We start from the raw sequence: 25668 nt of genomic DNA on the forward strand, positions 1-25668 counted from the left end.
CATGGGACCGGACAATCTCCTGCGGCCATGCGATTGATGCTTAGGCCGCGCATGACAGCCCCAAGGGGAATTTCCCAAAGGTGGGGGAACGGCGCCTGACCTCTTCGGCATCGGTCAATTCATGGGTTACCTGCGTCGTTCATAGTCTGTGCTCGCGACATCCAATACCAATTGCCTTGCCGCTCTGGTCATAATGACCTAAAGTGGTAAAACAATCGGTTAAGAGGGTTATGCGCCTTCGGCCGGCAAACGGCGAAAGCCCGCCTTGGCGACGTTGCCAGCGTCGCAAGGGCGAAGTCGGCACGATTCGTTTGGCTGGAAGGAGTGGACGAGATGGCATCGCGGAGTACTACGTCCTGGGCAATGCGTTTGTTAGCAGGGACCTTGCTGATCGGACTTCCAATAGCGATAAGCTTCTGGACAATATGCATCATCTTTCAGTCGTCGCCATGGACCTATCTGCCGCGAAACCATGATGAAACATTGTTCTGGATAGATGCCAATTCGTTTTATCATGTCGGTTTGCAGGGTGGCTATTCCGGTTTTGAAGAGATGCTGGGATTTGCCCCGAGACTTGGCATAGGATTATATGGCGGCCATGGTTTCTTCGCCTTTTTTTTGGCGACAATCATCGGGAAGCTCATAGGATTCCCGGAGTATAGCGGCATTAATTTTGCCTATTTTTTTTATTTTGCAGCTGCCGCTATATTTTTCGTTGCGCGCTGGCGCGGTCGCAGCGATATGTTGCTTTTTGCCGCATTGTTTATCGGTTCATTTTTCCCTTTTTTCTCGCATTTGATACTGAATTGGCAGGAAACACTGCATGTGTCTGTGGCCATCGCGCTCGCATCGATATTCATGAGCCTGATATCTGAGGATGCACACACACCAAAGAGACGAAATGCGTTCATCATAGGGTTCGTTCTTCTTCTGCTGGCTTCATTATTGCGGTATTCCTGGGCGTTGCTGTACTTACCCCTTTTTCTTTTTACGCGAAAGCCTGGCAAGTGGGGTTATATTCGGTCGACCATAGCCGGATTTCTTATGATTGGCGTTTGCTACATCATGTACAAACTCATATCCGCCCCATATCCCTACGGAAAATTCGGATTTAATTATCTCGAAGGCCTTTTCTCCGAAGGATTTTCATCAAAACACTACCTTGATTATTTAGCATGGAATATTGAGTTCTTTTTTTCGTTCGAGAGAGACAACGTTCATGACAAGCTACTGCTTTGGACCATGTCCTCGTTTGTGTTTGCCGCACCCGTGCTGACCTATCTCTTTCAAAACAAGATTGAGGGTGTGGGCAAGAATGGCACTACGGCAGCAGATCTGACTCTTTTCCACATCATCAATATGGGAGGACTATTCATATTCTCTATCTTTTGGTATTATCCAAACACTCGATTGCTGGCTCCATGCTTTCTTCTTTCCTTAGTTATCATGACAAGTTATTTGCCGTCTCGCTGGTATTATATTGTGCTTGTAGCAAGCCTTATGCTCCTTCCCGTAAATCTCGAGAACCATAGAGACGGACAGACGGATACCTATCCTATCAAGCAGGAATATGAGTATTTAAGCAACAAGTACAAGACCTACGGGAGAGAGATGGCAAAAACAATACGTTACATTCCTGACAGTTCGCCTTGGTGCAACACGTTGATGTTGCTTGATTGGACAAAGAGGGATTTTTTGGATGTTCCGCCGGGGATCGCCATCCATTTTTTCAAAGAGCCTGAAAAACACGACCTGCCATACAAATCGCACTACATTTTTATCATGAACGACGAGCAGTATTCTCAGGTGACGCGGACAACAAAGATAGAACAACTCTGGAAGAGTGATCACGGAACATTGTATTTAAATCTAGACGCGCAATGCCAGAAGTGATGTGCGCAACAGTGGGCAGGTTAACCCTTTGAAAATCAAAATATCTACGGTTGTTTTTGTGCTGTCCCTATTGGCTACCGGCACTGTTTTTTTCTTTGCGCAGGAAGGTCTCATCACCCGAACGATATGCAGTTTCATTGTGCCATGGCAAGATACCGCCCTGCGGCGCGAGCGTTTTTTGGAATGCAGCAATATACAACAACAGATTATTTTCACCGACAATATAGCAACAAGCGAAGAGCAAAACACCCCCTGGCAAGTACTTTCCCCGCGTGATCCTTCCAAGCCTGCCTTGGTCAAAGTCACGTTGAAAGTTGATCGCGACCTAGCCATACTGTACCCGCGGACATCCGGGCCGGAGGATGCGATTACAATTCATGAGGAACGCAATGTTCGCAGGCGTCTTCTCTTTGTTGTCAACGGCAAGGACCGCGGATGGTCGCCCATCAGCAAGCAATATCGCATCTGTCTGGATTGCGTCGATTTTGGCTGGGTCGATGAAGATTTCAATACCACGCTTGTCATTTCTCTTTATGGCAAGTTTGCGCAGTTGTGGACACTCAACGGCGCTGTGTTTTTTTGACCATCATCTCTGAGCAACGGCCCTGAAATGGCATATTGGCGATGAATTGCCAGCCGCTTGCCAAGCATTGTCGATCGTCACCATGACAACTACAAGAATCCTGTCGGTGCACCGAATGATCATAAAAAGAATACTAAGCAGCCTCGTCGGCGTTGCTTTGCTTTTGGCAACGGCTGAATTTGTCTATAGGTTTGTTCATGATAAACAAACGACAGACAAGTATGCCAATGATCCATTGTGCGTTTCTGACGCCGTACTTGGATATCGCTTTCGACAAGGAAGCGTTTCGCCGCAAGGCAAGTCTGTAAATTGCATAAATAATGTCGGCTTCAGAGGGGACGATGTTGACGTCATCAAGCCCAAAAACACCTATCGGATCGTGTGCGTTGGCGATTCCGCAACGAATGGAGTCAACGTACATAACCATGAAACATACCCAGGCATTCTTAGTGAAATGTTTTCAAGGTCACAATTTAAAGACAATTTGAAAGTTGAAGTTATCAACGCCGGTGTTCCTGGCTATGTCACGGATCATCATGCCTATCTCTTTGAGCGTTATTTAGAGATTTCCCCTGATTTGTTTATTTTCATGCTCGGAATGACTGATGTTCAAGCTATTCTACAAAGACACGAAGGATGGGACACTATCAGAAAGCGCGTTGCTGCAAGGAATTATAACACTTTTGTCGAATATTTAATCCAGAGAAGCCGCCTTTGCAGCGCGATCGAGGCATGGCTGTCCGAATGGATCGATGAATTGCAGCTCCAAGCCCATGAGAAAAAAGATTTGACACCTGAAATTGAGCAAGCTCTCATTTTGTATTCAAAAAACATGCAGGCCATGATAGACGGATGCCGAGCCAGAGGCATCTCTGTCTTCAACATAAACTACCCGTGGAATTTCACTTCCTCTGTCGGCAGAGAAGACAATTTCACGCCATTAAAAGACACCATCAAGTATTGGGAATTTAATCTTTTCTGGCAGGCGATGCCCCTGCTTGGCCAGGCAAATGCCAGTCTCGCCGCTAAAAATAATATGGTTTATCTTGATCCGCAGCCGTCTGTTCTCAAAGCGAAAGATCGGCTGTTATTTTACGGGAAAGCTGATTTCAGCCATCCGAGCATCCAGGGCAATTTTATCATTGCAACGCTTGTTTACAAGACACTGCTCAAAACCGTATTGCGCGACAAAATTGTGCGCGAATGCGACGGTTTTGAGTTTGCACAGTTGTATCTTCTCGGCATCCCGGAACTTCCCGTCAACGATATGAAGCAATGACGGCCAACTCAGGAGCTTGAACCACCAAGCTGACAACACGTCGCCGGCCTGGGTATGGGCCTCGGGCGTACGGGAGGCGTACAAGGCTTGGAGTTGGGCTGTCTGGACGGCTTCTTGCCGAGCCAAAACGGATTTAGCCGTTTCCTCTGCTTCGATGATGACCTGCTCTTCAGGCGTGTCCAAGAAAACCCTAGGCCAATCCAGACGGAAAAAACAGGCTGGACACTTCCCTGGACCACCCGCAAAGCCGGGAAAGCTTGGCGCCGGCAACAAGCCGAGGCAGCCGGGTTTTCGTCGGGCGGTCAGAAGGCCATCGTGAGCGCATTGAAGCAAACGGCAAGGGGACGCTCATCACTTGGCGCAACACGAGGAGCCGCGTTGTCTTTCCCGTTCCAATCGTCGTACATAAAACGAATGACATTATTCGTCTTTTGCAGCGGCAAACGATACTGTCTGAAGACAATTTCATCCTTCTGCATAGCCACCTTTTCCAGAAGCTGGCCATTGCAATAGATGGATACGACTTGCCCCTGCAGTAAAGAGAAGAACTGAAAAGTAAGCGTGCAATTCGCCGCCTTTGGCAGCGAAAAGAGCATCTCGGATTTTGAGCCAAGCCCCCATCGCCATGTGTTTGCCCCGTTACGTTCGGGCGCGTCGAAACCGACGAGCACGATTCTGTCCGGGGCATCCGCCAGAAAATCATACGCTGCAAAAGCCGCTGCCCTGGAGAGATGCTCTCGCTCAAAAACCGCTTTGCCGACAAAGGGCAGGACAACGACGGCAAGCACGAAACTCGCGCCCGTAACCGCCCCCGTAAACGTCGGCCAGCGTCGCGGCGGCCCGTCCACAATACGCTTGCGCCGCTCTTCCGCCTGGCGCTCGACAAAGACGTACAGCAGCACGGACAGCACGAGCGTCAGGGCCACGCCAGGCAGTTCGTCCCCCATCTTCGTGTATTGCGTTAAAGCATACAGCACCAGAATATGGCTGATGTAGATCGGATAGGACAGTTCGCCCACAAGCCGATCCAGGCGACTGTCGCGCGTGAGGAGGAAAAGCGACGGGATGCACAGCGCCAAGGCTGCATAGCGAGCGGCTTCCGGGACATCCCAGGCAAAGGACAAAAACGGTACGGCCAGCGCCAACACGACGGCTCCGTGCACACGGCCGCCAAGGCTTCTGAAGCGCTCCCACGCGTAGAGTTTGTACGCCAGACCACCAAAACAGAAAAAAATAATCTCAAAGAGAAAGAAACGGTAACCGAGCCGTTCAGCCTCAATGCCGCACCAAGGAAAAACCGCAAAGCGCAGCAAACAGCTTCCGGCGACGACGCTGGCGATGACAAGGGACGAACGGGCGATGAAAAACGGCGCGACAAGATAGAATGACAATTCGAGTCCAAGCGTCCAGGCCTGGGGCACGAGCATGTAGCCGCCGAAAGGCCCGTCTGTATAACGGGCAAGGTAGTCAAGCACCAGACGGCCATCTGGGGCCACATTGAAAAAACTCAGAATATCCTGGCCGAACAGGAACACGTTCGAGAGCGCGTATCCTACGATGGCGCTATCGCTGAGTCCGGTTACGGTATGAACCCACCCGGCCAAAGGCCACTGGACTGAACCGACAACGGCCCAGGTTACAAAACCATAAACGACCGTCAAAACCAGCACGGCCAAATAGGCAGGAAAAAGCCGCATGTACCGACTACAAATGAACACATAGTACGGCTTAGTCTTGTATTTTGATGACAAAACAAGAGCCATATAAAAACCAGAGATCATATAAAACGAACGGACTGCCAGGGTCGTGTCCAGCCCTGGCAAGCCTGAAGAATGATCGGCATGACCTACAACAACTGATAAAGCGAGAATGAAACGAAGAATTCCCATAGGGTCAATGGCCGTCCTTTCAAACACCGACGGAGGCGGTGTTAGGCTACAATGACAGCTTGCGCCAACTGGAACTGTCTGCCGAAAAAGCAACACCCCAAGAAGCGACATGATGGGAGCTGAACCGTCTCTCTTCCGAAGGCTCAAGACCTGGACGGCTCCTGCGTCATGGATGTTCGTGCCAGCAAATCGACCAACAGCTTGCCCCAAGCGCCAAGCCCGACGCCGACGCGAAAAGGCATGACGCCGTAGCGATACAAAAACAAAAAGGCCGGGTTGTGAAACCCAGCCTTTACTGTCTTTTGGTGCCGAAGGGGAGACTCGAACTCCCACCCCCTTGCGAGGACTAGACCCTGAACCTAGCGTGTCTACCAATTCCACCACTTCGGCGCGGTGCAGAAGAAAGCTTTTACGGACGACGGCCCGTCTTGGCAAGCAAAAAAATGCGGCCCGTGAAAAATTTCTGCAAAAAACCGCTCGCCGGCCTTCCGGCCCCCTGCTCGGTTGAAGACCGACGCCTTTTGCGGTAGCACCTTCCTCGAAACGGGCCACGCTTCGCCACTTCGCGCCCGCCGGACCACCCGCCATGATTGTCGTCAACCGCGTCGAGGACATCCACGAAGCCCTGCACGGCGTTTGCCTCACCATCGGCAACTTCGACGGCGTGCACATGGGCCACGCCAAGCTGTTGCAGCGCACCCGCGAACGGGCTGTCGCCGCCGGCCTCGTCAGCGCCGCGCTCACCTTCGATCCCCACCCGCGCCGGGTGCTCATGGGCAACGCCGCCCCGCCGGCCATCACCATGCTGGAGCACAAGCTCGAATGCATCGGGCAAAGCGGCGTCCAGGTCTGCGTCGTGCTGCCCTTCACCCGCGAACTGGCCGCCCGCGAACCGGAAGATTTCGTACGCGAGGTGCTGGTCGGCGGCCTGTGCCTCAAACACCTTGTCATCGGCTATGACTACGCCTTCGGCAAGGGCCGGCGCGGCAACTTCGAGATGCTCTCGGCCATGGGCCAGAAGTACGGCTTTGGCGTCGAACGCCTGGACCCGGTCATCCTAAACGGCGCCGTGGTCTCCTCCACCCGCATCCGCGACATGGTCCAGGCCGGCAACGTCTGGGACGCCAGGCCGCTGCTGGGCCGTTTCCATCAAGTGAGGGGGTTGGTCGTCCACGGCCAAAAACGCGGCCGAAAACTGGGCTTTCCCACGGCCAACGTGGGCGTGCGCGACGAACTCGTGCCGCTGTCGGGCGTCTACGCCGTCTGGGTCGAGGTGGACGGCATTTTGCGGCCGGGCGTCGCCAACATCGGCAAGAATCCCACCTTCGGCGACTTCGACCTGTCCGTGGAAGCCCACATCCTCGACTTCAAGGGCAAAATCTACGACCAGCCCATCCGGGTGCATTTCGTCCAGCGCATCCGCTCCGAAAAGAAATTTTCCGGCCCCGAGGAGCTCATCACGCGCATCCGCGAGGACATCGGCCTGGCCCGCATGATCCTGGCCGCGCCCGACGCCCGGCCCTGACCGCCATGGACGCGCCCCAGGCCCCAGCCTCCAGCCGCCCGACCTTTTTCCGCCGCCCCCGCGCCCTGTGGCGGCTTTTGGCCCGGCGCTACACCCACATCGCGCTCATGCGCTGGCTGGTCCTGGGCGTGGTCGCCGGCCTGGGTTCCGGAACCCTGGCCATCGCCTTCCACGCCGGCCTCGAAGGCCTGTCCCATCTGCTCCAGGTACATCTGGCCGGACTGACCCTGCCCCATCCCTCGGGCGAGAAGCTTATCTCCGGCCCGGCCGGCCCCTACCGGCCCTGGCTCATCCCGGTCTTCACCACGGCCGTGGGGCTGGTGACGGGACTGCTTGTCACGCGGTTCATCCCCAAGTCTTTAGAAGGGGTCACCGACGGCACCGACGCCATGATCAAGGCCTTCCACACCCAGGGCGGCGTCATCCGGCCGGCCGTGCCGGCGCTCAAAAGCGGCACCGCCATCCTGACCATCGCCGCCGGCGGCGCGGCCGGCCAGGAAGGTCCCATCTCCCAGCTCGGGGCCGGCTTCGGCTCGCTTTTGGCCCAAAAGCTCGGCCTGACCGCCCGTCAACGCCGCATCCTGCTCCTGGCCGGCGCGGCCGGGGGCCTGGGGGCCATCTTCCGCGCGCCGCTGGGAGGAGCCATCACCGCCGTGGAAGTGCTCTACTGCGAGGATTTCGAGGCCGAGGCCCTGCTGCCGGCCGTGGTCTCGTCGGTGGTGGCCTACACCCTTTTTGCCTTTGTTTTCGGCGGCCGGGCCATTCTCGCTACCCCGAACTACAATTTCACCAACGCCTTCGAGTTGCCCTTCTACCTGGCCCTGGCCGTGGCCGCGTCCCTGGCGGCCAGACTTTTTATCCGGGTCTTTTTCGCCGTCAAGTTCAAGGTCTTCGGCCCCATCGCCAAACGCTTCGGCCCCACCGTCGCCATGCTGGCCGGGGGCCTTGGCATGGGGCTTTTGGGCTGGCGGTTCCCGGAACTGTGCGGCGGCGGCTACGGCTGGCTGGAGCTGGCCGCCGGCGGCAAGCTCGACATGCTCTTTTTGCTCGGACTTTTTGGCGGCAAGCTCCTCGCCACGGCCCTGACCATCGGCTCGGGCTTAAGCGGCGGCATGTTCGCGCCGGCGCTGTTTCTCGGCGGCTCCGTCGGCGGCGTGGTCGGTCAGGCCGGGCACATGTGGCGGCCCGACATCGTGACCCAGCCCGGCGGCTACGTCCTGGTCGGCATGGCCACCTTTTTCGCCGGCGTGGCCCACGCCCCCATCGGCCCGCTGATCATGGTCTGCGAGATCTCCCAAGGCTACGGCCTGCTGGCCCCGCTCATGCTCTGCTCGGCCGTGGCCTTGGTCCTGTGCGACGACATTCACCTCTACGAAAACCAAGTGGACAACAAGTTCGCCTCCCCGGCCCACGCCGCCGACGCCACCACCAACATCCTCGAAACCCTGCCCGTGTCCTCGGTCTTCACCCCGGGCCGGACCGTCGTTTTGGAGGAATGCGTGACGCTTCGGGCCATCACCGACGTCATCGCCGCCACCCGGGACTTCGTTTTTCCGGTACAAAACGAGCACGGCGTCCTCACCGGCCTGCTCGATGTCCACGACGCCCGCGGCGTGCTGTTCGAGCCCAGCCTGCGCGACCTTGTCGTGGCCCGCGACCTCATGCGCCCCCCCACCGTGGTCCACCCCGACACGTCCCTCTACGACGCGCTTATGCTCTTTGTGGAAACCGACCTCGGCCAGCTGCCCGTGGTCGGACCGGACAAGCCCGACACGGTGCTGGGGCTGCTGGACCGCCGCCACGTTTTCACCGCCTATTCGAGTACCCTCAAGGCGATTCAAAGCGCCGACTGATACAGCCGCCAACCAAAAGCCTGCTCTGAGGCCGGCCAAGCGCAAGACATTTTGCGCAACATGAATACGACTCGCCAATATCCAGCCTGCCAAGCGCTTCTTCCCCTGAAGCATGGGATGGTCGGTGTCCATAATACTCTCGCGGAATTGTCATGGGACACGCTCCCAAACGACATCGATTTTCATCATGACGGCTTGCTTTTTTCCAATTCTTATGCTTCCTAGGAAATAAATCGAATTGCTCGTAGCGCCACTTCTTTACGTCTGACTTCCTACACTCTGCTATTCTGGGAATTTTCACTGCAACGGCTACGCCAGGCAACGACAATCAACACTTTATCCCAAGCATTTGTTGTCGATCTGCCAAAAGGAGCCTTCATGCGCCTCAAGACTAAATTCATCATTCCGACCTTGTTGCTCATCTTTATTGGAATGACTGGCACGACCTGGCTGACCTACTCCAAAAGCACACAAGCCTTGACCACTCTTGGGACTCAACAGGCTGCAATCAACCTTGCATCCTTGAACTCCCTCGTCGATATCTGGATGGAAGGCGCAAAAAACGAAGTCCTCACGCTTTCCAAAACTGAAGACATCACCCAAGCGCTGGCCAACCCGAACGCCGCAACCCAGGCCAAGGCCCTGGCTCTGGCTCAGGACGTCGTCACGCGCAACCCCTCCTTTGACAGTGTCCTGTTCATCAATACGCAAGGCAACGTCACTCTGGCCACCAACCCTGTTTTTGTCGGCGTGGCCCGCACCGACAGAGACTATTTCAAAAAGGCCATTGCCGGAGAGACCTTTATCTCTCCGCCAATTCTCAGCAAGGATATCCAGAAATTTGTTTTCGTCATCGCTACCCCGGTCCGTAGCGAAGGCAAGATCATCGGCACCATCGCCATCGGGGTCCGCATCGACCGCTTCACCGATCAGTTCGTCGCTCCCCTGGACACTCCCGCCGGCTACGCCTTCATCACGGCCCCCGACGGTTTGACCCTGGCTCATCCAGATCGCGAACTGGTCGGCAAATTCAACGTGTTCAACGACACGGATTTCGGACGCCAGATGGCCGGACAATCCAAAGGCCTCCTCAACGTCGTTTCCCTGGGCGTTGAAAAGCTCATCCTTTTTGAAAAATCCCAGCGGACCGGCTGGATGCTCGGCATAACCGTCAACAAAGCCGTTGCGTTTGTTGAAGCCCGCAATCTCGGCCTGCTCATTGTGTGGCTTTCGGCCGGCGTGGCTCTTTTCCTCAGCCTTGGCGTCTGGATCATCCTTTCCGTCAATGTGCTGCGCCCCGTGGAAGGGCTGGTCGCCGTTGCCAAGCGCATTTCCGGCGGCGACCTGGACACGCCCCTCGACACGGATCGACGTGATGAAATCGGCAGCCTGCAAAGCGCCATGGCGGCCATGGTCGCCAACCTCAAGGCGAAAATCATCGAGGCCAAGGAGCAAAGCGCCCTGGCCGCTCAGGAAACCGAAAAGGCCAGAGCAGCCATGCAAGAGGCCGAGACCGCCCATTCCAAGGCGGAAAATGCCCGGGAACAAGGCATGCTTCAGGCAGCGGCGACCCTGGAGAGCATCGTGGCCGCCGTGACCGACGCCTCCGAGGAGATTTCAGCACAGATCGCCCATGTGAGCCAAGGTTCCCGCGACCAATCGCACCGGGTCAGCGAAACGGCCTCCGCCATGGAAGAGATGAACGCCACGGTCCTCGAAGTGGCTCAAAACGCCTCTCAGGCTTCCCAGACCGCCGAAAACGCCCGGCACAAGGCCAATGCGGGTTCGGACAACGTCGCTCGCGTCATCCACAGCATCGCCGAGGTTCAAAACCGGGCCGGACGACTCAAGGAGGATATGACCGCCCTGGGACGGCAGGCCGAAGGCATCGGCAGCATCCTGGGCGTCATTTCCGACATCGCCGATCAGACCAACCTGCTTGCCTTAAACGCCGCCATCGAAGCCGCCCGGGCCGGTGAGGCAGGGCGCGGTTTCGCGGTTGTTGCCGATGAAGTCCGCAAGCTGGCTGAAAAGACCATGACCGCCACAAAGGAAGTCGGCGAAGCCATCCGCGACATCCAGCAGGGAACCCGCCTGAACATTGACAACGTCGAGCTGGCGTCAGAAAAGATTAATGACGCGACAACGTTGGCAGAAGAGTCCGGTCAAACGCTTCAGGCCATCGTCACCCTGGTTGACGCCACGACCGATCAGGTTCGCAGCATTGCCACGGCAGCAGAAGAACAATCCGCCACCACCGAAGAGATCAACCGCAGCATCCTGGACATCGACCGGCTGGCCGAGGACTCGGCCAGGGCCCTGGAACAATCGACCCGGTCGGTGGCTGAACTGGCGGACCAGACTCGCATTTTGCGGGGGCTAATTGACGAAATGCAAGCTGGGGGCTCCAAAGGCAAACGCCTGACGGCCGGCGACCAACGCCCAGCCTTGCCTTCAGCACACCGGTAAAGCGCCTGCGAAGACGTCTGCCGTCTCCTGGAGTCCGCAGCGAACGAGAGACCGCCGTTTCTTGGACGCTGCGGAAACGCTTGAGCGGACGATCCCGAAGGCCGCCGCCTGGATGCTTGCCCCCGGCGCGCATCCGGCCTATGCACGGGGGCGATTCCAAAACCGATTCCCGGAGCAGCCATGCGCATACGGACCAAGTTGCTATGCTTCCTGCTGGCGGTGGTCATCATCCCCCTTTGCGCCTTAGGGCTGTATTCCTGGTCCCGAACCAGCGAACTGGGCCGTGAGCTGGCCCGGGGCGCGGCCCGGGCCCTGGAGTCCAACGCCGCCGGGGAGCTGGTCCAGACCGCCGAAATGTTCGGCGAGCACTGCGCCGACACCCTGGACCTGCTGGAAACCTCCCTGTCGCTGACCGCTGACGCCGCCGTCAGACTCCTTGAGGTCCAGCCGCCCCAGGCGGCCAACGGCCTCATGCCCCTGGCCAGTGACTTCGACGACGGCGCGGTGACGGACGCCCCCCTGACCCCCATCCCCGGTTCGGACGTCACCGCCAGCTACGACCATGTCTCCTTCCATCTGGCTCCGGGCCTGTCGCGTCAGGCCGCCTTGCCCGACATGCGGGCGCTGTCCGGCCTGCTCCCTTTTTACCGCACCTTGTTTGCCCGCCACAAGGACCTCATGCAGTTCGGCTATGTGGGGCTGGCCACGGGCCTGCATTGCGCCTACCCCGGCCACGGCGGCTACCCCCCCGACTACGACCCCCGGCGGCGACCTTGGTATCTCGACGCCGCCGCCAAGGACGGCATCACCTGGACCATCATGACTGACGCCGTCACCAGGCAGGTCATGGCCACCATGGCCCTGGCCCTGCGCAGCCCCTCGGGCAAGGTCCTGGGCGTGGCCGGGCTGGACGTGCCCATGGGCCGGCTGTTTCTGGACAGCGACCTGTCCCGGGCCTTTGACGGCCGGCTACGTTCCATGGTGGTCACCCTGTCGGACAAGACCCTTTCGGGCAAACCCGAACTGGTGGTCGTGGCCGGCCGTGACTATGCCCAAAAAAGCCGGGACTGGGCCGCGCCGGTGGAGCTGGAGCGCGTCGAATCCCCGGACGCAGCCGTTTTGGATGATATCGCGGCCACCCTGGCCGCCGGCAAAAGCGGCGTGCGCCGCCTGTCCTACCGGGGCGAAGACACCTTGCTCGCCTTTGCGCCGGTGACCAAAAAGCGTCTGGCCGTGGTCCTGGCCGCCCCGCGCGAGATGGTGGTGTCCGAGGCCCGGCTGGCCGAGGCCAAGGTCATCCGGGCCACCTCGGGCCTGGCCGGCCAGATCGGCCTGTTTCTGGCCGGCGCGGTGGCCCTGGTGGCCTTGCTCGCCGTGGCCGCCTCCAAAACCGTCACCAGACCGGTGCGCGAGCTGGCCGAGGCGGCCCGAAAGCTCGCTTCGGGGGATTTCTCGGCCCGGGTCACGCCCTACGGCCGCGACGAGCTGGCCGAGATGGCCGCCTCGTTTAACGACATGGCCCCCCAGCTCGTCGAGCGCATGAAGCTCAAAAACGACATGGCGCTGGCCATGGAGGTGCAGCAGCACTTGCTGCCCGGGCGGCCGCCGGCCATGGAGGGCATGGACATCGCGGCGCTCAGCCTCTACTGCGACGAAACCGGCGGCGACTATTTCGATTTCCTGGAATTCGCCCAGGACGACGCCAGCCATGCCGACATCGTCATCGGCGACGTCACAGGCCACGGCGTATCAGCGGCCCTGTTCATGGCCACGGGAAGGGCGCTCTTGCGCGGCCGGGCCGTGGGCCAGCCCGGGCCGGGCGCGCTTTTGACCGAGGTCAACGACTTGCTGTGCCAGGACACCCATCTGACCGGGCGCTTTATTACGCTGTTTTTCCTGCGCCTGGACCGCGGCGCCAAGGAGATGGTCTGGTGCCGGGCCGGGCACGATCCCGGGATGCTCTACGATCCGGCCAGCGACGCTTTCGACTTGATGCAGGGCTCGGGCATTCCCCTGGGGGCCGTGCCGGACTGGAGCTACGAGGAGATGCGCCGGCCGTGGCTGGTCCCTGGTCAGGTGCTGGTGCTTTTCACCGACGGCATCCACGAGGCCCGAAACCCTACCGACAGCATGTACGGCAAGGAGCGCATGGAAGCGGTGATCCGCCGCGAGGCAGCCGGCCCGGCCTCGGCCATCGTCAACGCCCTGGTGGCCGATCTCAAGGAATTCAAGGCCGGGCTGCCCCTGGAGGACGACGTGACGCTGGTGGTCATCAAGGCCACGGACGAGGGAAAGGCGGGGTAGCGGCGCATCCGAAAAATACGGCCGTATTATTCGGAAAACCAATGGGCGTCGTTTATCGTCAGTGAAATGTCCCTGGCGCTTTTCGTACACGGGACACGTAAGGGGGAGTTTTTCTAGCGGGCTTCGCTACGGGAGGCCTGGGCCAGGATCTCCGCCGCCCAGGCGTTGAGGCTTTTGCCAGCGCCCTTGGCTTGCTCGGCCAGGGCGGCATGGAGCTGGCGCGGCACCCGCAGGGTGATCTTGCCGGAATACGGCGTCTCAGCGGCTTTCCCGGCCTCGCGGCAGGCGTCGAGATAGTCGTCCACGGCGTTTTGGAAATCTTCTTCGAGCCGGGCCACGGAGTCGCCCTCGAAGGCCACGATGTCTGAAATGCCCAGCACCCGGCCGTGGAAGACCTTGTCCCGGCCATCGTATTCGACAGAGCCGACATAGCCCTTATAGCGCATCGTGTTGTCGTGCATGGCTCACCCCCGCTCCGGTCCGACGCCGATCTTGGCCAGAAATTCCCGCGCCAGCTCCACCATGTACTTCTTCATTTCCTTTTGCGGATGCGGCGTGTGCATGTTGAGCATGAACGCGCCAAGCTCAATCCGCACCCGGGACCCCCGGCCTTCCTTGACCGCCGCGCCGCAGGCCTCCAGCAAGGCCCGCACTTCCGGCCAGGTCACGTCCGAACGCGTCGGTTCCGCGTAAACCCGCTCCAACGTCTTTCGCTGCCGGCTGTTGAGTGCAAGCATAAAGCCGCTCCGGGCAAAGGCAAGCCCTACTCCCCGGCCGCGTCTGCCGCCGCTTCGGCCGCCGCTTCGGCCGCCGCTTGCGCCTCTTCCACCGCGCGAAGGGTTTCTTCGGCCAATTCCAGCACTTCCTTGCCGTGCACGATCTCCACGATGCGCCGCATGGCCTCGGTGGGGTTGGGATGCTGGAACACGTTGCGCCCGATGCAGGCCCCGGCCGCGCCGGCCCCCATGGCCGCTTCCACCATGGCCGCGAAGCTCTTGAAATCCGCCCGCGACGGGCCGCCCGTCACCAGCACCCGGGACGACGACGCGGCCACGGCCCGGCCAAAGCTGCGGGCGTCGCCGGAATACGGCACCCCGGTGACGTCGGCCCCAAGCTCGGCCCCCAGCCGGATGCAGTGGTTGATAAGGCTCGGGTCCATCTCGTTGACCACCCGCTCGCCCTTGGGGGCGATAAGGGCCAGCACCGGCGTGCCGAACCCGTGCGCCTCGTCCACGATGGCCCCCAGATCGGCCAGCATCCGGTCCTCGAACTCGTTGGCGATGTTGACCTGCACCGCCACCATGTCCGCGCCCAGGCGCAAGGCCTCGGCCGTGGAGCACATGAGGCTTCGGGCATAGGGCGGCTGGCAGTGCCGCGTGCCGCCGGAAAGCTGGAGCACGGCCGCGATGTCCACCGGAATCTCGTGCAGGTAGGCCCGAAGTGCCCCCTTGTTGAGCATGATGCCCTGCACCGGAAACCGCGACACCATCTCCAAAAGGCTCGTCAGTTCCTCCAGCCCCGAGAGCATCCCTTCCGAGACGCCATGGTCCAGGGGAGCCACCACGGCCTTGCCGGTGTGGGGATGGAAAAGCCGCGCCAGTTTGCGATCATTGCCGTGCATTGATCCTCCAAAAAAAGACTTATCGGTCGGACCACAAGGCCCGGGAACCTTTCCTCGTCAAAAATCCCAGCGGTAGCCCGCGCCAGTACAGGCCTGCCCTGGCCGGCAGATCGCCGGCCGGCAGGCTCTGGCCGGCAAGCAGCGCCTCGATACGGGAAAGCGCCAGCTCGTTCAAGCCCGGCCCGCCGCGCCCCATAAGCAGCCGCGCCCGGCCATGGGGTCGGAACACCTTGGAGCGAAACGAGCCCACGGCAAAGCCCTGGTAACGAAAGCCGGCCGGGAGCCGCGCCGCCCCGGCATGGAGAAAAAAGGCCTTGTCGCCAAAGGATCGCACCGCCCCGGGCGGCAGGCCCGAGGGGTCGCAGCCGGCGGCCGTGATCGCCGCCTGCGGCACGGACTCGCCCGGAAGCGTCCCGTCGCCGGAATCGTCGGCCTCGCCGCCGATCTTCTCGAAGAGTGCCATATAAAAGCCCTGGGCGGCACTGGCCGCGCTGTCCACCCGCAACACCCCGGACACGTCGCCCCGATGCGGGGCCTCGAACACGAACCCGGCCGGCGCGGCCAGGGGAATCTGGCGCAGGGGCAGTTCGTCCAGGGCAAAGCGCGTCTGGTCCTCGTTTTCGGCCACGTTGGTGGTGCAGGTGGAATAGAGCACCCGCCCGCCCGGGGCCAAAAGCGCGGCGGCCGTGGCCAAAAGCTTGCGCTGCAGCCCCACCAGGGGCGCGACCTTGTCCCCGGCCCAAATCTTGGCCGCCTGCGGATTCTTGTCCAGGGTGCCCCAGCCGCTGCACGGCGGATCGAGCAAAATATGGGTGAACGAGCCGGCCGGCAGCTGAGGCGAAAGATCGGCAAAGGAGCAGGTGGCCGTGTTGGCCAGGCTTTCCCGAAACAACGTCTGGCGCAAGGTGGCCAGCCGGTCGGGGGAAGGCTCGTTGCCCAGGACAAAGCCCGTTGGCCCCACGAGCTGGGCAAGAAACCCCGTCTTGCCGCCCGGCGCGGCGCACATGTCCAGCACCCGCGCCCCGGCCGGCGGATCAAGCAGCAGCGGCGGCAGCATGGACGAACGGTCCTGGATGTGGATGTAGCCAAACCGCGCCGCCAGCGACGCGCCCAGGGCCGTGGGTTCGGCCACCACGCGCCGGCACCACGGCGAAAACGGCTCCGCCTCGGCCATATGCCCCGTGGCCGCCAGAAAAGCCTCCACAATATCCCGCTGCCCCGCCTGGCACACCAGCCGAAAGCTGCGCCCCGATCCCTTTGCCCCATCCGTGTCGCAAACCGCCATGCCCACACCCTATCCCGCCGGCAACGCCTTGAAAAGCCCCGACGACAGCTCCATGCCGAAACGATGTCGGGCCGGTCGGCCGCGAAACGCCCTTGCCAAACGCCCAAGCCCTGCATAGGAAGAGGCTTTCCGCCACGAACAGCTGCAAGGAGCTTCCATGGACATCCTGATGCACTTCATCGACGTCATGTTACACGTCGATAAATATCTGAACGCCATCGCCGCCGACTACGGCATGTGGACCTATGCCATCCTTTTTGCCATTGTTTTCTGCGAAACCGGCTTTGTCGTCACCCCGTTTTTGCCCGGCGATTCCCTACTTTTCGCGGCCGGGGCGCTTTCCGCCGGGGGCGTCCTCGACCCCCATGTCATCGTCGGTCTGCTCATCACTGCCGCCTTCATCGGCGACAACGTCAACTACTGGATCGGCAGAAGGGTCGGCCCCGCCGTCTTCGAGCACGACAACATCCGCTTCTTCAAAAAGGAACACCTGCTCAAAGCCCACGCCTTCTACGAGAAACACGGCGGCAAGACCATCATCCTGGCCCGCTTCGTGCCCATCATCCGCACCTTTGCCCCCTTTGTGGCCGGCATCGCCCGCATGACCTATCCCACATTCCAGGCCTATAACATCGTCGGCGCCGTCATCTGGGTCGTCCTTTTCGTCTATTCCGGCTACTTCTTTGGCAACCTGCCGTTTATCAAGCGCAATTTCAGCGCCGTCATCCTCGCCATCATCGTCATCTCGGTGCTGCCCGGCGTGATCGAATACCTGCGCCACAAAAAAGCCGCCGCCGCCGCCGGCAAATAAGCCGGGCGCCAGGGCGCTGCCCTGGACCCGGCAGGGCGCCGCCCTGCACCCGCCGGGCGCTGCCCGGACCCGCCGGGGGATAATCCCCCCGGCCCCCCTGGCTGTCTGTGGCGGGCGGGGGAGCCACAAGCGGGCTGGGCAGACGCGGGAGCGATGAAGACAATCCCCCTCGCCATCTGCAGCATGCGGGATAAGTTAAGGGCGCAAGAGAGAAAGGCCGAGCCGGCCATAACGACAAACGCCCTGTCCGGCATTGCCGGACAGGGCGTTTGTCGTTGCACGCTCCCGAGACTAGCGCAGAATGTCCGTGCCGGTTTCGCCGGTGCGGATGCGGCGAGCGTTGGCGATGTCCATGACGAACATCATGCCGTCGCCTTCCTTGCCGGTTTTCGCGCCGTCGGCGATGGCGTCCATGACCAGATCGACTTTTTCGTCGGCCACGGCCACTTCCAGACGCACTTTTTTGAGCAAATTCACCTCGACGATGACGCCGCGATACTGTTCGGTATAGCCCTTCTGGCGACCGGAGCCGGCGATGTTGGTGACGGACATGCCGTGGATGCCCTGAGCGTAGAGCGCCTGCTTGACGCTGTTGAGCTGCTCGGGCCGAAAGTAGGCGATGACGAGTTTCATAGACGTATCCCCGCTAGTCCGTGGTTACTCGGTGATGAAAATCTGGAAGCCGCTGTAAGCCTCGGAACCGTGCTCGGTGATGTCCAGGCCCTTGAGTTCCTCTTCCTCGCTCACCCGGATGCCCACCGTGGCCTTGAGCAGGGCGAAGACGACATAGCCGGTGCCGAAAGCCCAGATGAACACCGAACCCACGCCAAGGACCTGGGTGATAAGCTGGGTCAGACCGCCGCCATAAAGCAGGCCGGCCACGCCGCCGAAATCGGGATGGGCGAGAAAGCCCACCATGAGCGTGCCGAACGCGCCGCACACACCGTGGACGGAAATCGCGCCGACCGGATCGTCGATCTTGAGCACCTTGTCCACGAATTCCACGGACATGACCACCAGGATGCCGGCGCAAAGCCCGATGATGATGGCCCCCATGGGCGAGACGTTGGCGCAGCCGGCGGTGATGGCGACCAGCCCGGCCAGGACGCCGTTTAAGGACATGGACACGTCGGGCTTGCCGTAGCGCATCCAGGTGGTGAGCATGGCGGTCAAAGCGGCGGCGCAACCGGCCAGGTTGGTGGTGACGGCGATAAGCCCGATGTTGCCCGTGGCCGTGGTGGTGGAGCCGGGGTTGAAGCCGAACCAGCCGAACCAGAGGATAAAGACGCCCAGGGCGACCAGGGGCAGGTTGTGGCCGAGAATGGCCTTGGACACGCCGTCAGGAGTGTACTTGCCCAGACGAGGGCCAACGAGCATGGCTCCGGCCAGGGCGATCCAGCCGCCCACGGAGTGGACCACGGTGGAGCCGGCGAAGTCGATCATGGGCGCTTCGAGCTTGGACAGCCAGCCGCCGCCCCATATCCAGTGGCCGGACACGGGGTAAATCAGCGCCGTGACCACGAAGCTGAGGATGAGGTAGGCCACGAATTTGGTGCGTTCGGCAATGGCCCCGGAGACGATGGTGACGGCGGTGGCGGCGAACACGCACTGGAAAAACCAGTAGGTGTAGGCCCACAAGCCGTCAGGCGTGGTCGGCGTGGCCTCGGACAGGCCAAAATTGGAAAACCCGACGAAGCCGCCGACGTCGGCGCCGAACATCAAGGCGTAGCCCACAAGAAAAAAGGCGATGGAGCCGGCAGAGAAGTCGAACATGTTCTTCATGAGGATGTTGCCGGCGTTTTTGGCCCGGGTCAGCCCGGTCTCCACCATGGCGAAGCCGGCCTGCATGAACATGACGAGAATGGCGGCAATCAAGGTCCAGAGGGTGTTGCCGTTTAAGATGGACAAGAATTCGGGCTTGGGCGCTTCGTCCTGGGCCAGGGCCAGGGCGGGCAGGGTCAGGATGGCCAGGGCCATCAGGGCGACGTCGCGCGTCTTCGGTCTGTGCAGCATAAAACCCCCCTTTCACGAAAGCGTTGAACGTTTTGTCTGGCCGGCGGCCGCCGCGCCCGGCGCGGCGGCCCGGGGTCGGCCCTCCCCGGCCCCTCCCGGAGAATTGCAAACCCGAGGCCATTTACAACATACTTATATCACACGAATTTTAAACAACCCTCCGCGCCGCGGACATTTTTGAAGCACGGAAAAGTCTGTTTCATACATTTTTGTATCACAACAAATTCCTGTCACTCTTCCCCAGAAACCCCCCAAAACAGGTTTTTTTGGCACAGCCGAACATGCGGCGCAAGGATAAAAAAAGAGATTTTGACAATTTTGACACCACATCCACACTCCCCCCCGTCAGGCCCCGACAGACCCTCCCCGCCTGTCGCCCCCTCCAGACAAGCGCCCCAAGGCCCCAAAAAAAAGCCGCCGCCCGGGATAAACCGGACGGCGGCGTTCACTCCATGCCGTATCAAACGACGCGGTGAATTACAAAATCGGCAGATAGCGCTCGATCTCCCATTCCGTGACCTGGGTGCGGTAGGCGTCCCATTCGGCCTTCTTGTTCTCCACCAGGGCGGCGTGGAGATGGTCGCCCAGCACCTCGCGCATGAGTTCGCTCTTCTCCAGATTGTCCACGGCCTCGCGCAGGCTGCCCGGCAGCGAGGTCACGCCCTTTTCCTCCATCTCCTCGTCGGTCATCTTGAAGATGTTCTCCTCGATGGGGTCAGGCAGCGTATAGCCTTCCTCGATGCCCTTAAGCCCCGCGCCGAGCATGGCGGCAAAGGACAGATAGAGGTTGCAGGCAGGGTCCGGGCTGCGCAACTCAATGCGCGTGGCCGACTCCTTGCCGGGCTTGTACATGGGCACCCGCACCAGGGCCGAGCGGTTGCGCCGGGCCCAGGCGATGTAGACCGGCGCTTCGTAGCCCGGCACCAGCCGCTTGTAGGAATTGACCCACTGGTTGGTGATGAGCGTGAATTCCGGGGCATGGCGCAAAAGCCCGGCGATGAATCCCTTGGCCTCGCCGGACAGGTGGTAGGGGTCGGAAGCGTCGTAAAAGGCGTTTTTGGCTCCCCGGAAAAGCGACTGATGACAATGCATGCCCGAGCCGTTTTCGCCGAAAAGGGGCTTGGGCATGAAGGTGGCGTAGCAGCCGTGCTTGCGGGCCACTTCCTTGACCACCACCCGGTAGGTCTGGGCGTAGTCGGCCATGATCAAGCCTTCCTGGTAGCGCAGGTCGATCTCGTGCTGGCTAGGGGCGACCTCGTGATGGCTGTATTCCACGGCCACGCCCATGGATTCCAGGGCGAAGTTGATGTCGCGGCGCACGTCGTTGGCCAGATCGCGCGGCGGCGCGTCAAAGTAGCCGCCGTGGTCGAGGATCTTGGGTTCGGTGGAGTTGGCGAAAAGGAAGAACTCCAGCTCCGGGCCGACGTAGTAGGTGTAGCCCAGGTCGGCGGCCTTTTTGAGCATCCGCTTGAGCACATAGCGCGAATCGGCCGCAAAGGGCGTGCCTTCCGGGTTTTTCACGTCGCAAAAAAGCCGGGCCACCGGCCGGTCCGACGGCCGCCAGGCCACCAGCTGGAAGGTGGCCGGGTCCGGGAAGGCCACCATGTCCGATTCCTGGATCTTGGTGAAGCCGGTGATGGACGAGCCGTCGAAGCCCATGCCTTCTTCAAAGGCGTTTTCCAGCTCCCGGGGCGATATCTGGAAGCTTTTGAGCACCCCCAGCACGTCAATGAACCAGAACTGGATGAAGGAAACGTTGTAATCCTTGACGGCACGCAGCACGTCGTCGGCGTTTTTGCAGTTGAAAACCGCCATCGGCCTGTCCTCCGTTTGCGGGTTGCGAAGCAGGCGGCCTCAACCGAGGCCGTTTATAAACGTATTTCTGGAAATACCGCCGCCCTTCCACAGGGCGCTCTCCCCGGGCGCGACCAACCGGGCAAGGCGGGCGCGGCCGGGGCGGGAAAGTCTCCTATTCTGGCCGACTTGGCCCGCCAAATCAAGGGACGGACGGCCCCCGAGGCCGCAAACACGGCGGCGCATCGCCGGTTGGCCCCGGCCTGACCGCGCCGCTACAGCCCCTTGCGCTCAATGAACCGCAAAATGGCCGCGAAGGCGACGATAAGGATGGCGATGACCAGCCAGTGGTTGATCCCAAGGACGCCGGCCAGGGTGATCTTGCCGTAGTTGCCCCAGGTGTAGACCGTGGGCAAAAGCCCGTCGTAGGCCCGGGCAAAGATGCCCGCGCCCACGAGCATGCCGGCGATGGCGGCCAGGGCGTCAAGCCGCCCTTCGCCCACGGCCCCCAGCGACGTGCCCGGGCAGTAGCCGACCAGCCCCCAGCCCAGGCCGAAAATAAGCCCGCCAAGGGCGTTGGCCCCGACCACGGTGGCCTTGAGCGAGAGCTTCACCAGCCCCAGATCGTTTAAAAGGTAAATCCCCACCATGGCCACCATGATGTGGGAGAGCATGAACTTGACGATGGTCATGTCCTTAAGGCGCAACGCCCCGAGCTGCACGTCGTAGCGCAGCACTTGCCCCCGCTGGAGCAAAAACCCGAAGAGCACGCCGGTAAGCAGGCCAAACAGCAGGTCCATGTCATTTCCCCCTATAGAGCAGCCGGGCCATGAGGATGCCCCCGGCGAAAAAGCCCGCCCCGGCCAGATAGCCCGAGACGGCGAGCTGCGACATGCCCGACAGCCCATGGCCGCTGGGGCAGCCGTCGGCCAGCCGCGCCCCGAACATGGCTACCGCTCCGCCCACAAAGGCGGCCAAGGCCCGCAGCCCGACCCCGTCGCCAAACCGCGCCCGCCAGGTGTCCGGCACGAGCTGCACCTTAAAATCATTGCTGGCCTTGGCCGCGATGAACGCCCCCAAGGCGATGCCCAGCACGAACAAAAACTGCCAGTCAATAAGGGGCTTTTCCTTGAGATAATAGGCCAGCGTCGTCACCACGTCCGGGGCATAGAGCCGCTCGGCCAGACCCGCGCCGCGAACGAAGGTGGTGGACGCGCCCAGATATTTGCCGGCGACCCACACCGACCCCACCGACACCAGCCCCGAAAGCGCCCCGGCCAGATACGGGTTCCAGCCTTTTGCCTGTCGCGCCATGTTCGTCCTCCTTCCGCAAAACCTTTTTGCGTCTTAGCAGCACTAGCGCCTTGGCCGGCCCGCGTAAAGGGAGTCGGCGCAAGTTCTTGCATCCGCCGACGCAACGGGGCACAACCCCGGCCATGACGCACCCACCACACCCTGACCCGTCGCAGGACGTTTTCCGCCATCTGGCCGAGCGCCTCGCCCAGACCGGCCTGCCCCACGTCGTCCACGTCCACGCCCCCACCCGCACCGTGGCCGAAGCCGAGGCCAATCTTGACTTCGACACTTCCCGCATCGTCAAAACCATCGCCTTTGCCCTGCGCGGCGGCGGGCTGGCGCTGGCCGCCCTTCGCGGCACGCGCCGGGTGGCCTATCCGGCCCTTGCCGGCCTGCTGGGCGTGGGGCGAAGGGATCTGGCGGCGCTGTCGCCCGAGGAAGTTATGACCCGTCTTGGCGTCGCGCCGGGCAGCGTGTCGCCGCTGCTGGCCGAAGGGCGGGGGAAGCTCTTGGTGGATGCGGACGTGCTGACGATACGCCCGACGGTTTATTGCGGGCTGGGGCGATCGGACCGGACGCTGGAAATCGCGCCGGGCGATTTGGTCGCGGCGGCGGGAGGGATGGGAGAAGTGGTTGCGGGGGAGTTTTCGAAAGAATGACGGGAAGAGGGAAGAAATAATATCTTGTGAATTCCCCTGTTGTTACATAATATCACAAAGCATCGAGTCGTCAATATTGCCATATCGGAGGCAATTTTTATGAACCTGACAGACCAGGATTTGGCTGTTCAGTTAAAGATTACGCGCCAAGACATCCGCAGGCGCAAAGAGCTTCTGGGCTTTACGGAAGAAGACGCCAAAATTCTGGCCGAGTTGAAGCCAGATATAGACATCAGCGCATCTTCAATTGTTGACGAATTCTATGACGATCAAGTCACCAAACCGGAGATCGAAAGAACTATTGGAGACGCTGGCACGCTCGGGCGATTGAAACACCACATGTCAAACTACATTTTAGACATGTTTTCTGGACGTTATGACGACATCTATGTTCTCTCCCGCCTCAGAATAGGTTTGGTCCATGACCGCATCGGCGTTCCGCCGATGCTTTACATTTCTTCCATTCGCACGCTCTTTCAAATACTACGACAACGATTGACCAGCAAACTGTCCGCGAGCAAGCAATGCAGCACTTGCCACAAAATTCTTGAAGCGCTTGAAAAAATTATACTTTTCGACCTCACTCTCGTCATAGACACCTACATCCATGCGCTTGTCAAGCAAGTCTCCAACAGCCAGGCAGAGCTGGAGAACTACGCCAAAAGCCTCGAAGAAGAGGTATCTTCGCGAACAAAAGAACTCATTGAATTTGCCCAGACTGATGCACTGACGCAACTCAATAACAGAAGAGCGTTCTTTGATGCTTTAAGAAGAGAAATAGCCCGATCAATTCGGCACGAAGAAGAATTCGTCCTGGCCTATATCGACCTTGATCACTTCAAACAGGCCAATGATACGCTTGGACATCAGGAAGGCGACAGGATTTTGATTTGCATGGCCGAGGCCGTGCGTGAGTCCTTGCGGGCCGAAGACCTTGGCGCGCGAATTGGCGGCGACGAGTTTGCTGTCATCATCGCCGATGTCGATCTTGCCAAAGCAAAAGAGGTCATTGAAAGACTGACGAAAAGGTTCGACACAAACAAAGGAAACTCCTCCGTCACGATGAGTGTCGGCCTCGCTCGCTTCAATTTAGAATACCCCCAGCTTCCTGACGCGTTGATGAAGGAAGCCGACATAGCCATGTACAACGCAAAAAAACACAAAGGAAACAGCATCGCAGCTTTTGGCCAGTCGTAGTCCCTATCTTTTGTTTCTTCATCCTTCCGATGCATCCAGCCCCTCCTGACCATGAGGGGGCTCCGCGACGTGCGACAAATCAGCCCCTTTTGGCCGCCTGCTCGACAATTAGTTCGCCAGGACACTGACCGCGATTTCTCCCGGCGTCCCGGCTTCTCTCCATGAGCGAATGGGCGAACGACAGCGAACGATACCGGCGACGGCAACCGGACGCTCGAAATCGCGCCCAGGGATTTGCTCGCGGTGGCGGAAGGGAGGAACGACAGGAGCGCCTTCCAGATAAAAGACCGTGAAATCACCTGCTGAAATGCTTGTCGGCGTGGCGCAAGAACCGCGCAATCATGACTTCCGCCGTCGCCTTGGGGCGCTCAAAGCAATGCAGCATCCCATGAACCAAAAAAATCGTGGGCAACGGTATTGCCCGGGTCTTTATCGCCTCAAGCCCGTCGAAGGAGGCCGCCGCGCTGCCGAAGTCGTGGGACAACCTGATCCTTTCGATCAGGTGGTCCTTCTGGAAAATCTTCCCGCAATGCTCCGGGTCGGAACTGACGCCATACTGCCGGCAAATAAACGGTCGATAGGGATATATGGCGCAGGCGTCGTCAAGCAAGAACGGACAGGCCAGCCCGAGCGCCCAGTACCGTTTTTGCGCGTCAACAACCAGCTCCCTGTCATCAAACGCATTCACATGCGAATGCAACAGATCACGAAACAAGCCGGCATTTTCAAGGCGCGTCAAACTCTCGTCAAAAGCTGATCGTATCCGCTGCTGCTCTTCCTGACACAGCAGACCGACTATGTGCGCCAGCAATAAAGCTTCATGAACGGACACCGTAATCAGCTGATGACAGCAACTGACGCAGCCCTTGCCGCATCTGACCGGTTTTCCATTCTGCTCGCTTTCCTCGAAATTGACGCCGAGGACATTGGTGTAGATCTCATAGATCTCCGGCAACACGTCCACGAACGTCACATCGCCGTCAGGCGGAGACAGGACGCAGGAAAAGGACTGCGTTGCCTCCAATCCTATCGAAACGTCGAGGAGTCGGCCATTGGCAACAATATCGATCTTCATGAGGGGGTCCTGAAAAGCGCTCTCGCCTGACGCGGCCGGGTCTTCCCGGCCCGAACGCGCGGCGTCCCGACCTCGCCGGGCGCACGGTCGCCGGGCGCGACAGACAAGCCGCCGCCATGCCG

Annotated in this window: 21 protein-coding genes and 1 tRNA gene; 10 read left to right on the forward strand and 12 right to left on the reverse strand. The window is 60.0% G+C overall.

The annotated features are described in order from the left end of the window. Window positions 1-333 precede the first annotated feature (333 nt). The 3 genes from C3Y92_RS17590 to C3Y92_RS17600 all read left to right on the forward strand — a co-directional run bounded on the left by C3Y92_RS17590 (window position 334) and on the right by C3Y92_RS17600 (window position 3755). A complete protein-coding gene (locus C3Y92_RS17590) occupies window positions 334-1893 on the forward strand; it encodes a hypothetical protein (protein WP_129354773.1) in 1560 nt (519 codons plus the stop codon). A gap of 28 nt (window positions 1894-1921) precedes the next feature. After that, complete coding sequence (locus C3Y92_RS17595) at window positions 1922-2476, forward strand: hypothetical protein (RefSeq protein ID WP_129354775.1); 555 nt, start codon at window positions 1922-1924, stop codon at window positions 2474-2476. 115 nt (window positions 2477-2591) lie between these two features. Continuing rightward, window positions 2592-3755 carry an SGNH/GDSL hydrolase family protein gene (locus C3Y92_RS17600; RefSeq protein ID WP_165352140.1) on the forward strand — a complete coding sequence of 388 codons (1164 nt, stop codon included), beginning with the start codon at window positions 2592-2594 and terminating at the stop codon, window positions 3753-3755. 302 nt (window positions 3756-4057) lie between these two features. On the opposite strand, the gene C3Y92_RS17605 is transcribed toward C3Y92_RS17600, so the two are convergent. Then, complete coding sequence (locus C3Y92_RS17605; protein WP_165352141.1) at window positions 4058-5644, reverse strand: acyltransferase family protein; 1587 nt, start codon at window positions 5642-5644, stop codon at window positions 4058-4060. 303 nt (window positions 5645-5947) lie between these two features. Next, window positions 5948-6034: transfer RNA gene (locus C3Y92_RS17610), tRNA-Leu, on the reverse strand. Between the two features lie 196 nt (window positions 6035-6230). On the opposite strand from C3Y92_RS17610, the gene C3Y92_RS17615 reads away from it, so the two are divergent. The 4 genes from C3Y92_RS17615 to C3Y92_RS17630 all read left to right on the forward strand — a co-directional run bounded on the left by C3Y92_RS17615 (window position 6231) and on the right by C3Y92_RS17630 (window position 13795). Continuing rightward, a complete protein-coding gene (locus C3Y92_RS17615; protein ID WP_129354781.1) occupies window positions 6231-7169 on the forward strand; it encodes a bifunctional riboflavin kinase/FAD synthetase in 939 nt (312 codons plus the stop codon). 5 nt (window positions 7170-7174) lie between these two features. Then, complete coding sequence (locus C3Y92_RS17620; protein WP_129354783.1) at window positions 7175-9022, forward strand: chloride channel protein; 1848 nt, start codon at window positions 7175-7177, stop codon at window positions 9020-9022. Between the two features lie 378 nt (window positions 9023-9400). Then, window positions 9401-11491: a methyl-accepting chemotaxis protein gene (locus C3Y92_RS17625; RefSeq protein WP_129354785.1), complete on the forward strand. Its 2091-nt coding sequence runs from the start codon at window positions 9401-9403 to the stop codon at window positions 11489-11491. 180 nt (window positions 11492-11671) lie between these two features. Continuing rightward, the gene (locus tag C3Y92_RS17630; protein WP_129354787.1) at window positions 11672-13795 is read left to right on the forward strand and encodes a SpoIIE family protein phosphatase; all 2124 of its coding nucleotides are present in this window, start codon (window positions 11672-11674) and stop codon (window positions 13793-13795) included. 113 nt (window positions 13796-13908) lie between these two features. On the opposite strand, the gene C3Y92_RS17635 is transcribed toward C3Y92_RS17630, so the two are convergent. Genes C3Y92_RS17635 through C3Y92_RS17650 form a run of 4 tightly spaced genes read right to left on the reverse strand, consistent with a single transcriptional unit; the run spans window position 13909 to window position 16701 of the window. Beyond that, a complete protein-coding gene (locus tag C3Y92_RS17635; protein WP_129354789.1) occupies window positions 13909-14256 on the reverse strand; it encodes a type II toxin-antitoxin system HicB family antitoxin in 348 nt (115 codons plus the stop codon). Between the two features lie 3 nt (window positions 14257-14259). Then, the gene (locus C3Y92_RS17640; RefSeq protein WP_129354791.1) at window positions 14260-14532 is read right to left on the reverse strand and encodes a type II toxin-antitoxin system HicA family toxin; all 273 of its coding nucleotides are present in this window, start codon (window positions 14530-14532) and stop codon (window positions 14260-14262) included. 26 nt (window positions 14533-14558) lie between these two features. After that, the gene (locus C3Y92_RS17645; RefSeq protein ID WP_129354793.1) at window positions 14559-15416 is read right to left on the reverse strand and encodes a class I fructose-bisphosphate aldolase; all 858 of its coding nucleotides are present in this window, start codon (window positions 15414-15416) and stop codon (window positions 14559-14561) included. Window positions 15417-15435: 19 nt separating this feature from the next. Next, complete coding sequence (locus C3Y92_RS17650) at window positions 15436-16701, reverse strand: RsmB/NOP family class I SAM-dependent RNA methyltransferase (RefSeq protein ID WP_129354795.1); 1266 nt, start codon at window positions 16699-16701, stop codon at window positions 15436-15438. 157 nt (window positions 16702-16858) lie between these two features. Between C3Y92_RS17650 and C3Y92_RS17655 the strand changes: the two genes are divergently transcribed. Then, window positions 16859-17512 carry a DedA family protein gene (locus C3Y92_RS17655; protein WP_129354797.1) on the forward strand — a complete coding sequence of 218 codons (654 nt, stop codon included), beginning with the start codon at window positions 16859-16861 and terminating at the stop codon, window positions 17510-17512. 291 nt (window positions 17513-17803) lie between these two features. Here the strand turns inward: C3Y92_RS17655 and C3Y92_RS17660 are convergent, their stop codons facing one another. The 5 genes from C3Y92_RS17660 to C3Y92_RS17680 form a co-directional block, all read right to left on the reverse strand. Then, a complete protein-coding gene (locus tag C3Y92_RS17660; RefSeq protein ID WP_129354799.1) occupies window positions 17804-18145 on the reverse strand; it encodes a P-II family nitrogen regulator in 342 nt (113 codons plus the stop codon). Window positions 18146-18169: 24 nt separating this feature from the next. Continuing rightward, complete coding sequence (locus C3Y92_RS17665) at window positions 18170-19525, reverse strand: ammonium transporter (RefSeq protein ID WP_129354801.1); 1356 nt, start codon at window positions 19523-19525, stop codon at window positions 18170-18172. Window positions 19526-20002: 477 nt separating this feature from the next. Continuing rightward, window positions 20003-21340: a glutamine synthetase family protein gene (locus C3Y92_RS17670; RefSeq protein ID WP_129354803.1), complete on the reverse strand. Its 1338-nt coding sequence runs from the start codon at window positions 21338-21340 to the stop codon at window positions 20003-20005. 254 nt (window positions 21341-21594) lie between these two features. Beyond that, window positions 21595-22119, reverse strand: a complete 525-nt coding sequence (locus tag C3Y92_RS17675; RefSeq protein ID WP_129354805.1) for a DUF6691 family protein — start codon at window positions 22117-22119, stop codon at window positions 21595-21597. Window position 22120: 1 nt separating this feature from the next. Further along, window positions 22121-22633, reverse strand: coding sequence for a YeeE/YedE thiosulfate transporter family protein (locus tag C3Y92_RS17680; protein ID WP_129354807.1), 513 nt, complete (start codon window positions 22631-22633; stop codon window positions 22121-22123). 122 nt (window positions 22634-22755) lie between these two features. Here C3Y92_RS17680 and C3Y92_RS17685 point away from each other — a divergent pair, with 122 nt between their 5' ends. Both C3Y92_RS17685 and C3Y92_RS17690 read left to right on the forward strand, forming a co-directional pair. Then, complete coding sequence (locus tag C3Y92_RS17685) at window positions 22756-23274, forward strand: YbaK/EbsC family protein (RefSeq protein ID WP_129354809.1); 519 nt, start codon at window positions 22756-22758, stop codon at window positions 23272-23274. A 99-nt stretch (window positions 23275-23373) separates the two neighbouring features. After that, a complete protein-coding gene (locus tag C3Y92_RS17690; RefSeq protein WP_129354811.1) occupies window positions 23374-24471 on the forward strand; it encodes a GGDEF domain-containing protein in 1098 nt (365 codons plus the stop codon). Between the two features lie 295 nt (window positions 24472-24766). Here the strand turns inward: C3Y92_RS17690 and C3Y92_RS17695 are convergent, their stop codons facing one another. Further along, the gene (locus C3Y92_RS17695) at window positions 24767-25546 is read right to left on the reverse strand and encodes a YkgJ family cysteine cluster protein (protein WP_129354813.1); all 780 of its coding nucleotides are present in this window, start codon (window positions 25544-25546) and stop codon (window positions 24767-24769) included. Window positions 25547-25668 lie beyond the last annotated feature (122 nt).

Source organism: Solidesulfovibrio carbinolicus, assembly GCF_004135975.1.
In the GTDB taxonomy this organism is placed as follows: Bacteria; Desulfobacterota; Desulfovibrionia; order Desulfovibrionales; family Desulfovibrionaceae; genus Solidesulfovibrio; species Solidesulfovibrio carbinolicus.

Excerpts from the sequence above, each read along its gene's own strand:
- C3Y92_RS17690 (WP_129354811.1), top strand. The coding sequence starts at position 23,374 with ATGAACCTGACAGACCAGGATTTGGCTGTTCAGTTAAAGATTACGCGC.
- C3Y92_RS17590 (WP_129354773.1), top strand. The coding sequence starts at position 334 with ATGGCATCGCGGAGTACTACGTCCTGGGCAATGCGTTTGTTAGCAGGG.
- C3Y92_RS17675 (WP_129354805.1), bottom strand. The coding sequence starts at position 22,119 with ATGGACCTGCTGTTTGGCCTGCTTACCGGCGTGCTCTTCGGGTTTTTG.
- C3Y92_RS17660 (WP_129354799.1), bottom strand. The coding sequence starts at position 18,145 with ATGAAACTCGTCATCGCCTACTTTCGGCCCGAGCAGCTCAACAGCGTC.
- C3Y92_RS17685 (WP_129354809.1), top strand. The coding sequence starts at position 22,756 with ATGACGCACCCACCACACCCTGACCCGTCGCAGGACGTTTTCCGCCAT.
- C3Y92_RS17600 (WP_165352140.1), top strand. The coding sequence starts at position 2,592 with ATGATCATAAAAAGAATACTAAGCAGCCTCGTCGGCGTTGCTTTGCTT.
- C3Y92_RS17605 (WP_165352141.1), bottom strand. The coding sequence starts at position 5,644 with ATGGGAATTCTTCGTTTCATTCTCGCTTTATCAGTTGTTGTAGGTCAT.
- C3Y92_RS17615 (WP_129354781.1), top strand. The coding sequence starts at position 6,231 with ATGATTGTCGTCAACCGCGTCGAGGACATCCACGAAGCCCTGCACGGC.
- C3Y92_RS17670 (WP_129354803.1), bottom strand. The coding sequence starts at position 21,340 with ATGGCGGTTTTCAACTGCAAAAACGCCGACGACGTGCTGCGTGCCGTC.
- C3Y92_RS17695 (WP_129354813.1), bottom strand. The coding sequence starts at position 25,546 with ATGAAGATCGATATTGTTGCCAATGGCCGACTCCTCGACGTTTCGATA.
- C3Y92_RS17625 (WP_129354785.1), top strand. The coding sequence starts at position 9,401 with ATGCGCCTCAAGACTAAATTCATCATTCCGACCTTGTTGCTCATCTTT.
- C3Y92_RS17665 (WP_129354801.1), bottom strand. The coding sequence starts at position 19,525 with ATGCTGCACAGACCGAAGACGCGCGACGTCGCCCTGATGGCCCTGGCC.
- C3Y92_RS17650 (WP_129354795.1), bottom strand. The coding sequence starts at position 16,701 with ATGGCGGTTTGCGACACGGATGGGGCAAAGGGATCGGGGCGCAGCTTT.
- C3Y92_RS17655 (WP_129354797.1), top strand. The coding sequence starts at position 16,859 with ATGGACATCCTGATGCACTTCATCGACGTCATGTTACACGTCGATAAA.
- C3Y92_RS17635 (WP_129354789.1), bottom strand. The coding sequence starts at position 14,256 with ATGCACGACAACACGATGCGCTATAAGGGCTATGTCGGCTCTGTCGAA.
- C3Y92_RS17645 (WP_129354793.1), bottom strand. The coding sequence starts at position 15,416 with ATGCACGGCAATGATCGCAAACTGGCGCGGCTTTTCCATCCCCACACC.
- C3Y92_RS17620 (WP_129354783.1), top strand. The coding sequence starts at position 7,175 with ATGGACGCGCCCCAGGCCCCAGCCTCCAGCCGCCCGACCTTTTTCCGC.
- C3Y92_RS17680 (WP_129354807.1), bottom strand. The coding sequence starts at position 22,633 with ATGGCGCGACAGGCAAAAGGCTGGAACCCGTATCTGGCCGGGGCGCTT.
- C3Y92_RS17640 (WP_129354791.1), bottom strand. The coding sequence starts at position 14,532 with ATGCTTGCACTCAACAGCCGGCAGCGAAAGACGTTGGAGCGGGTTTAC.
- C3Y92_RS17630 (WP_129354787.1), top strand. The coding sequence starts at position 11,672 with ATGCGCATACGGACCAAGTTGCTATGCTTCCTGCTGGCGGTGGTCATC.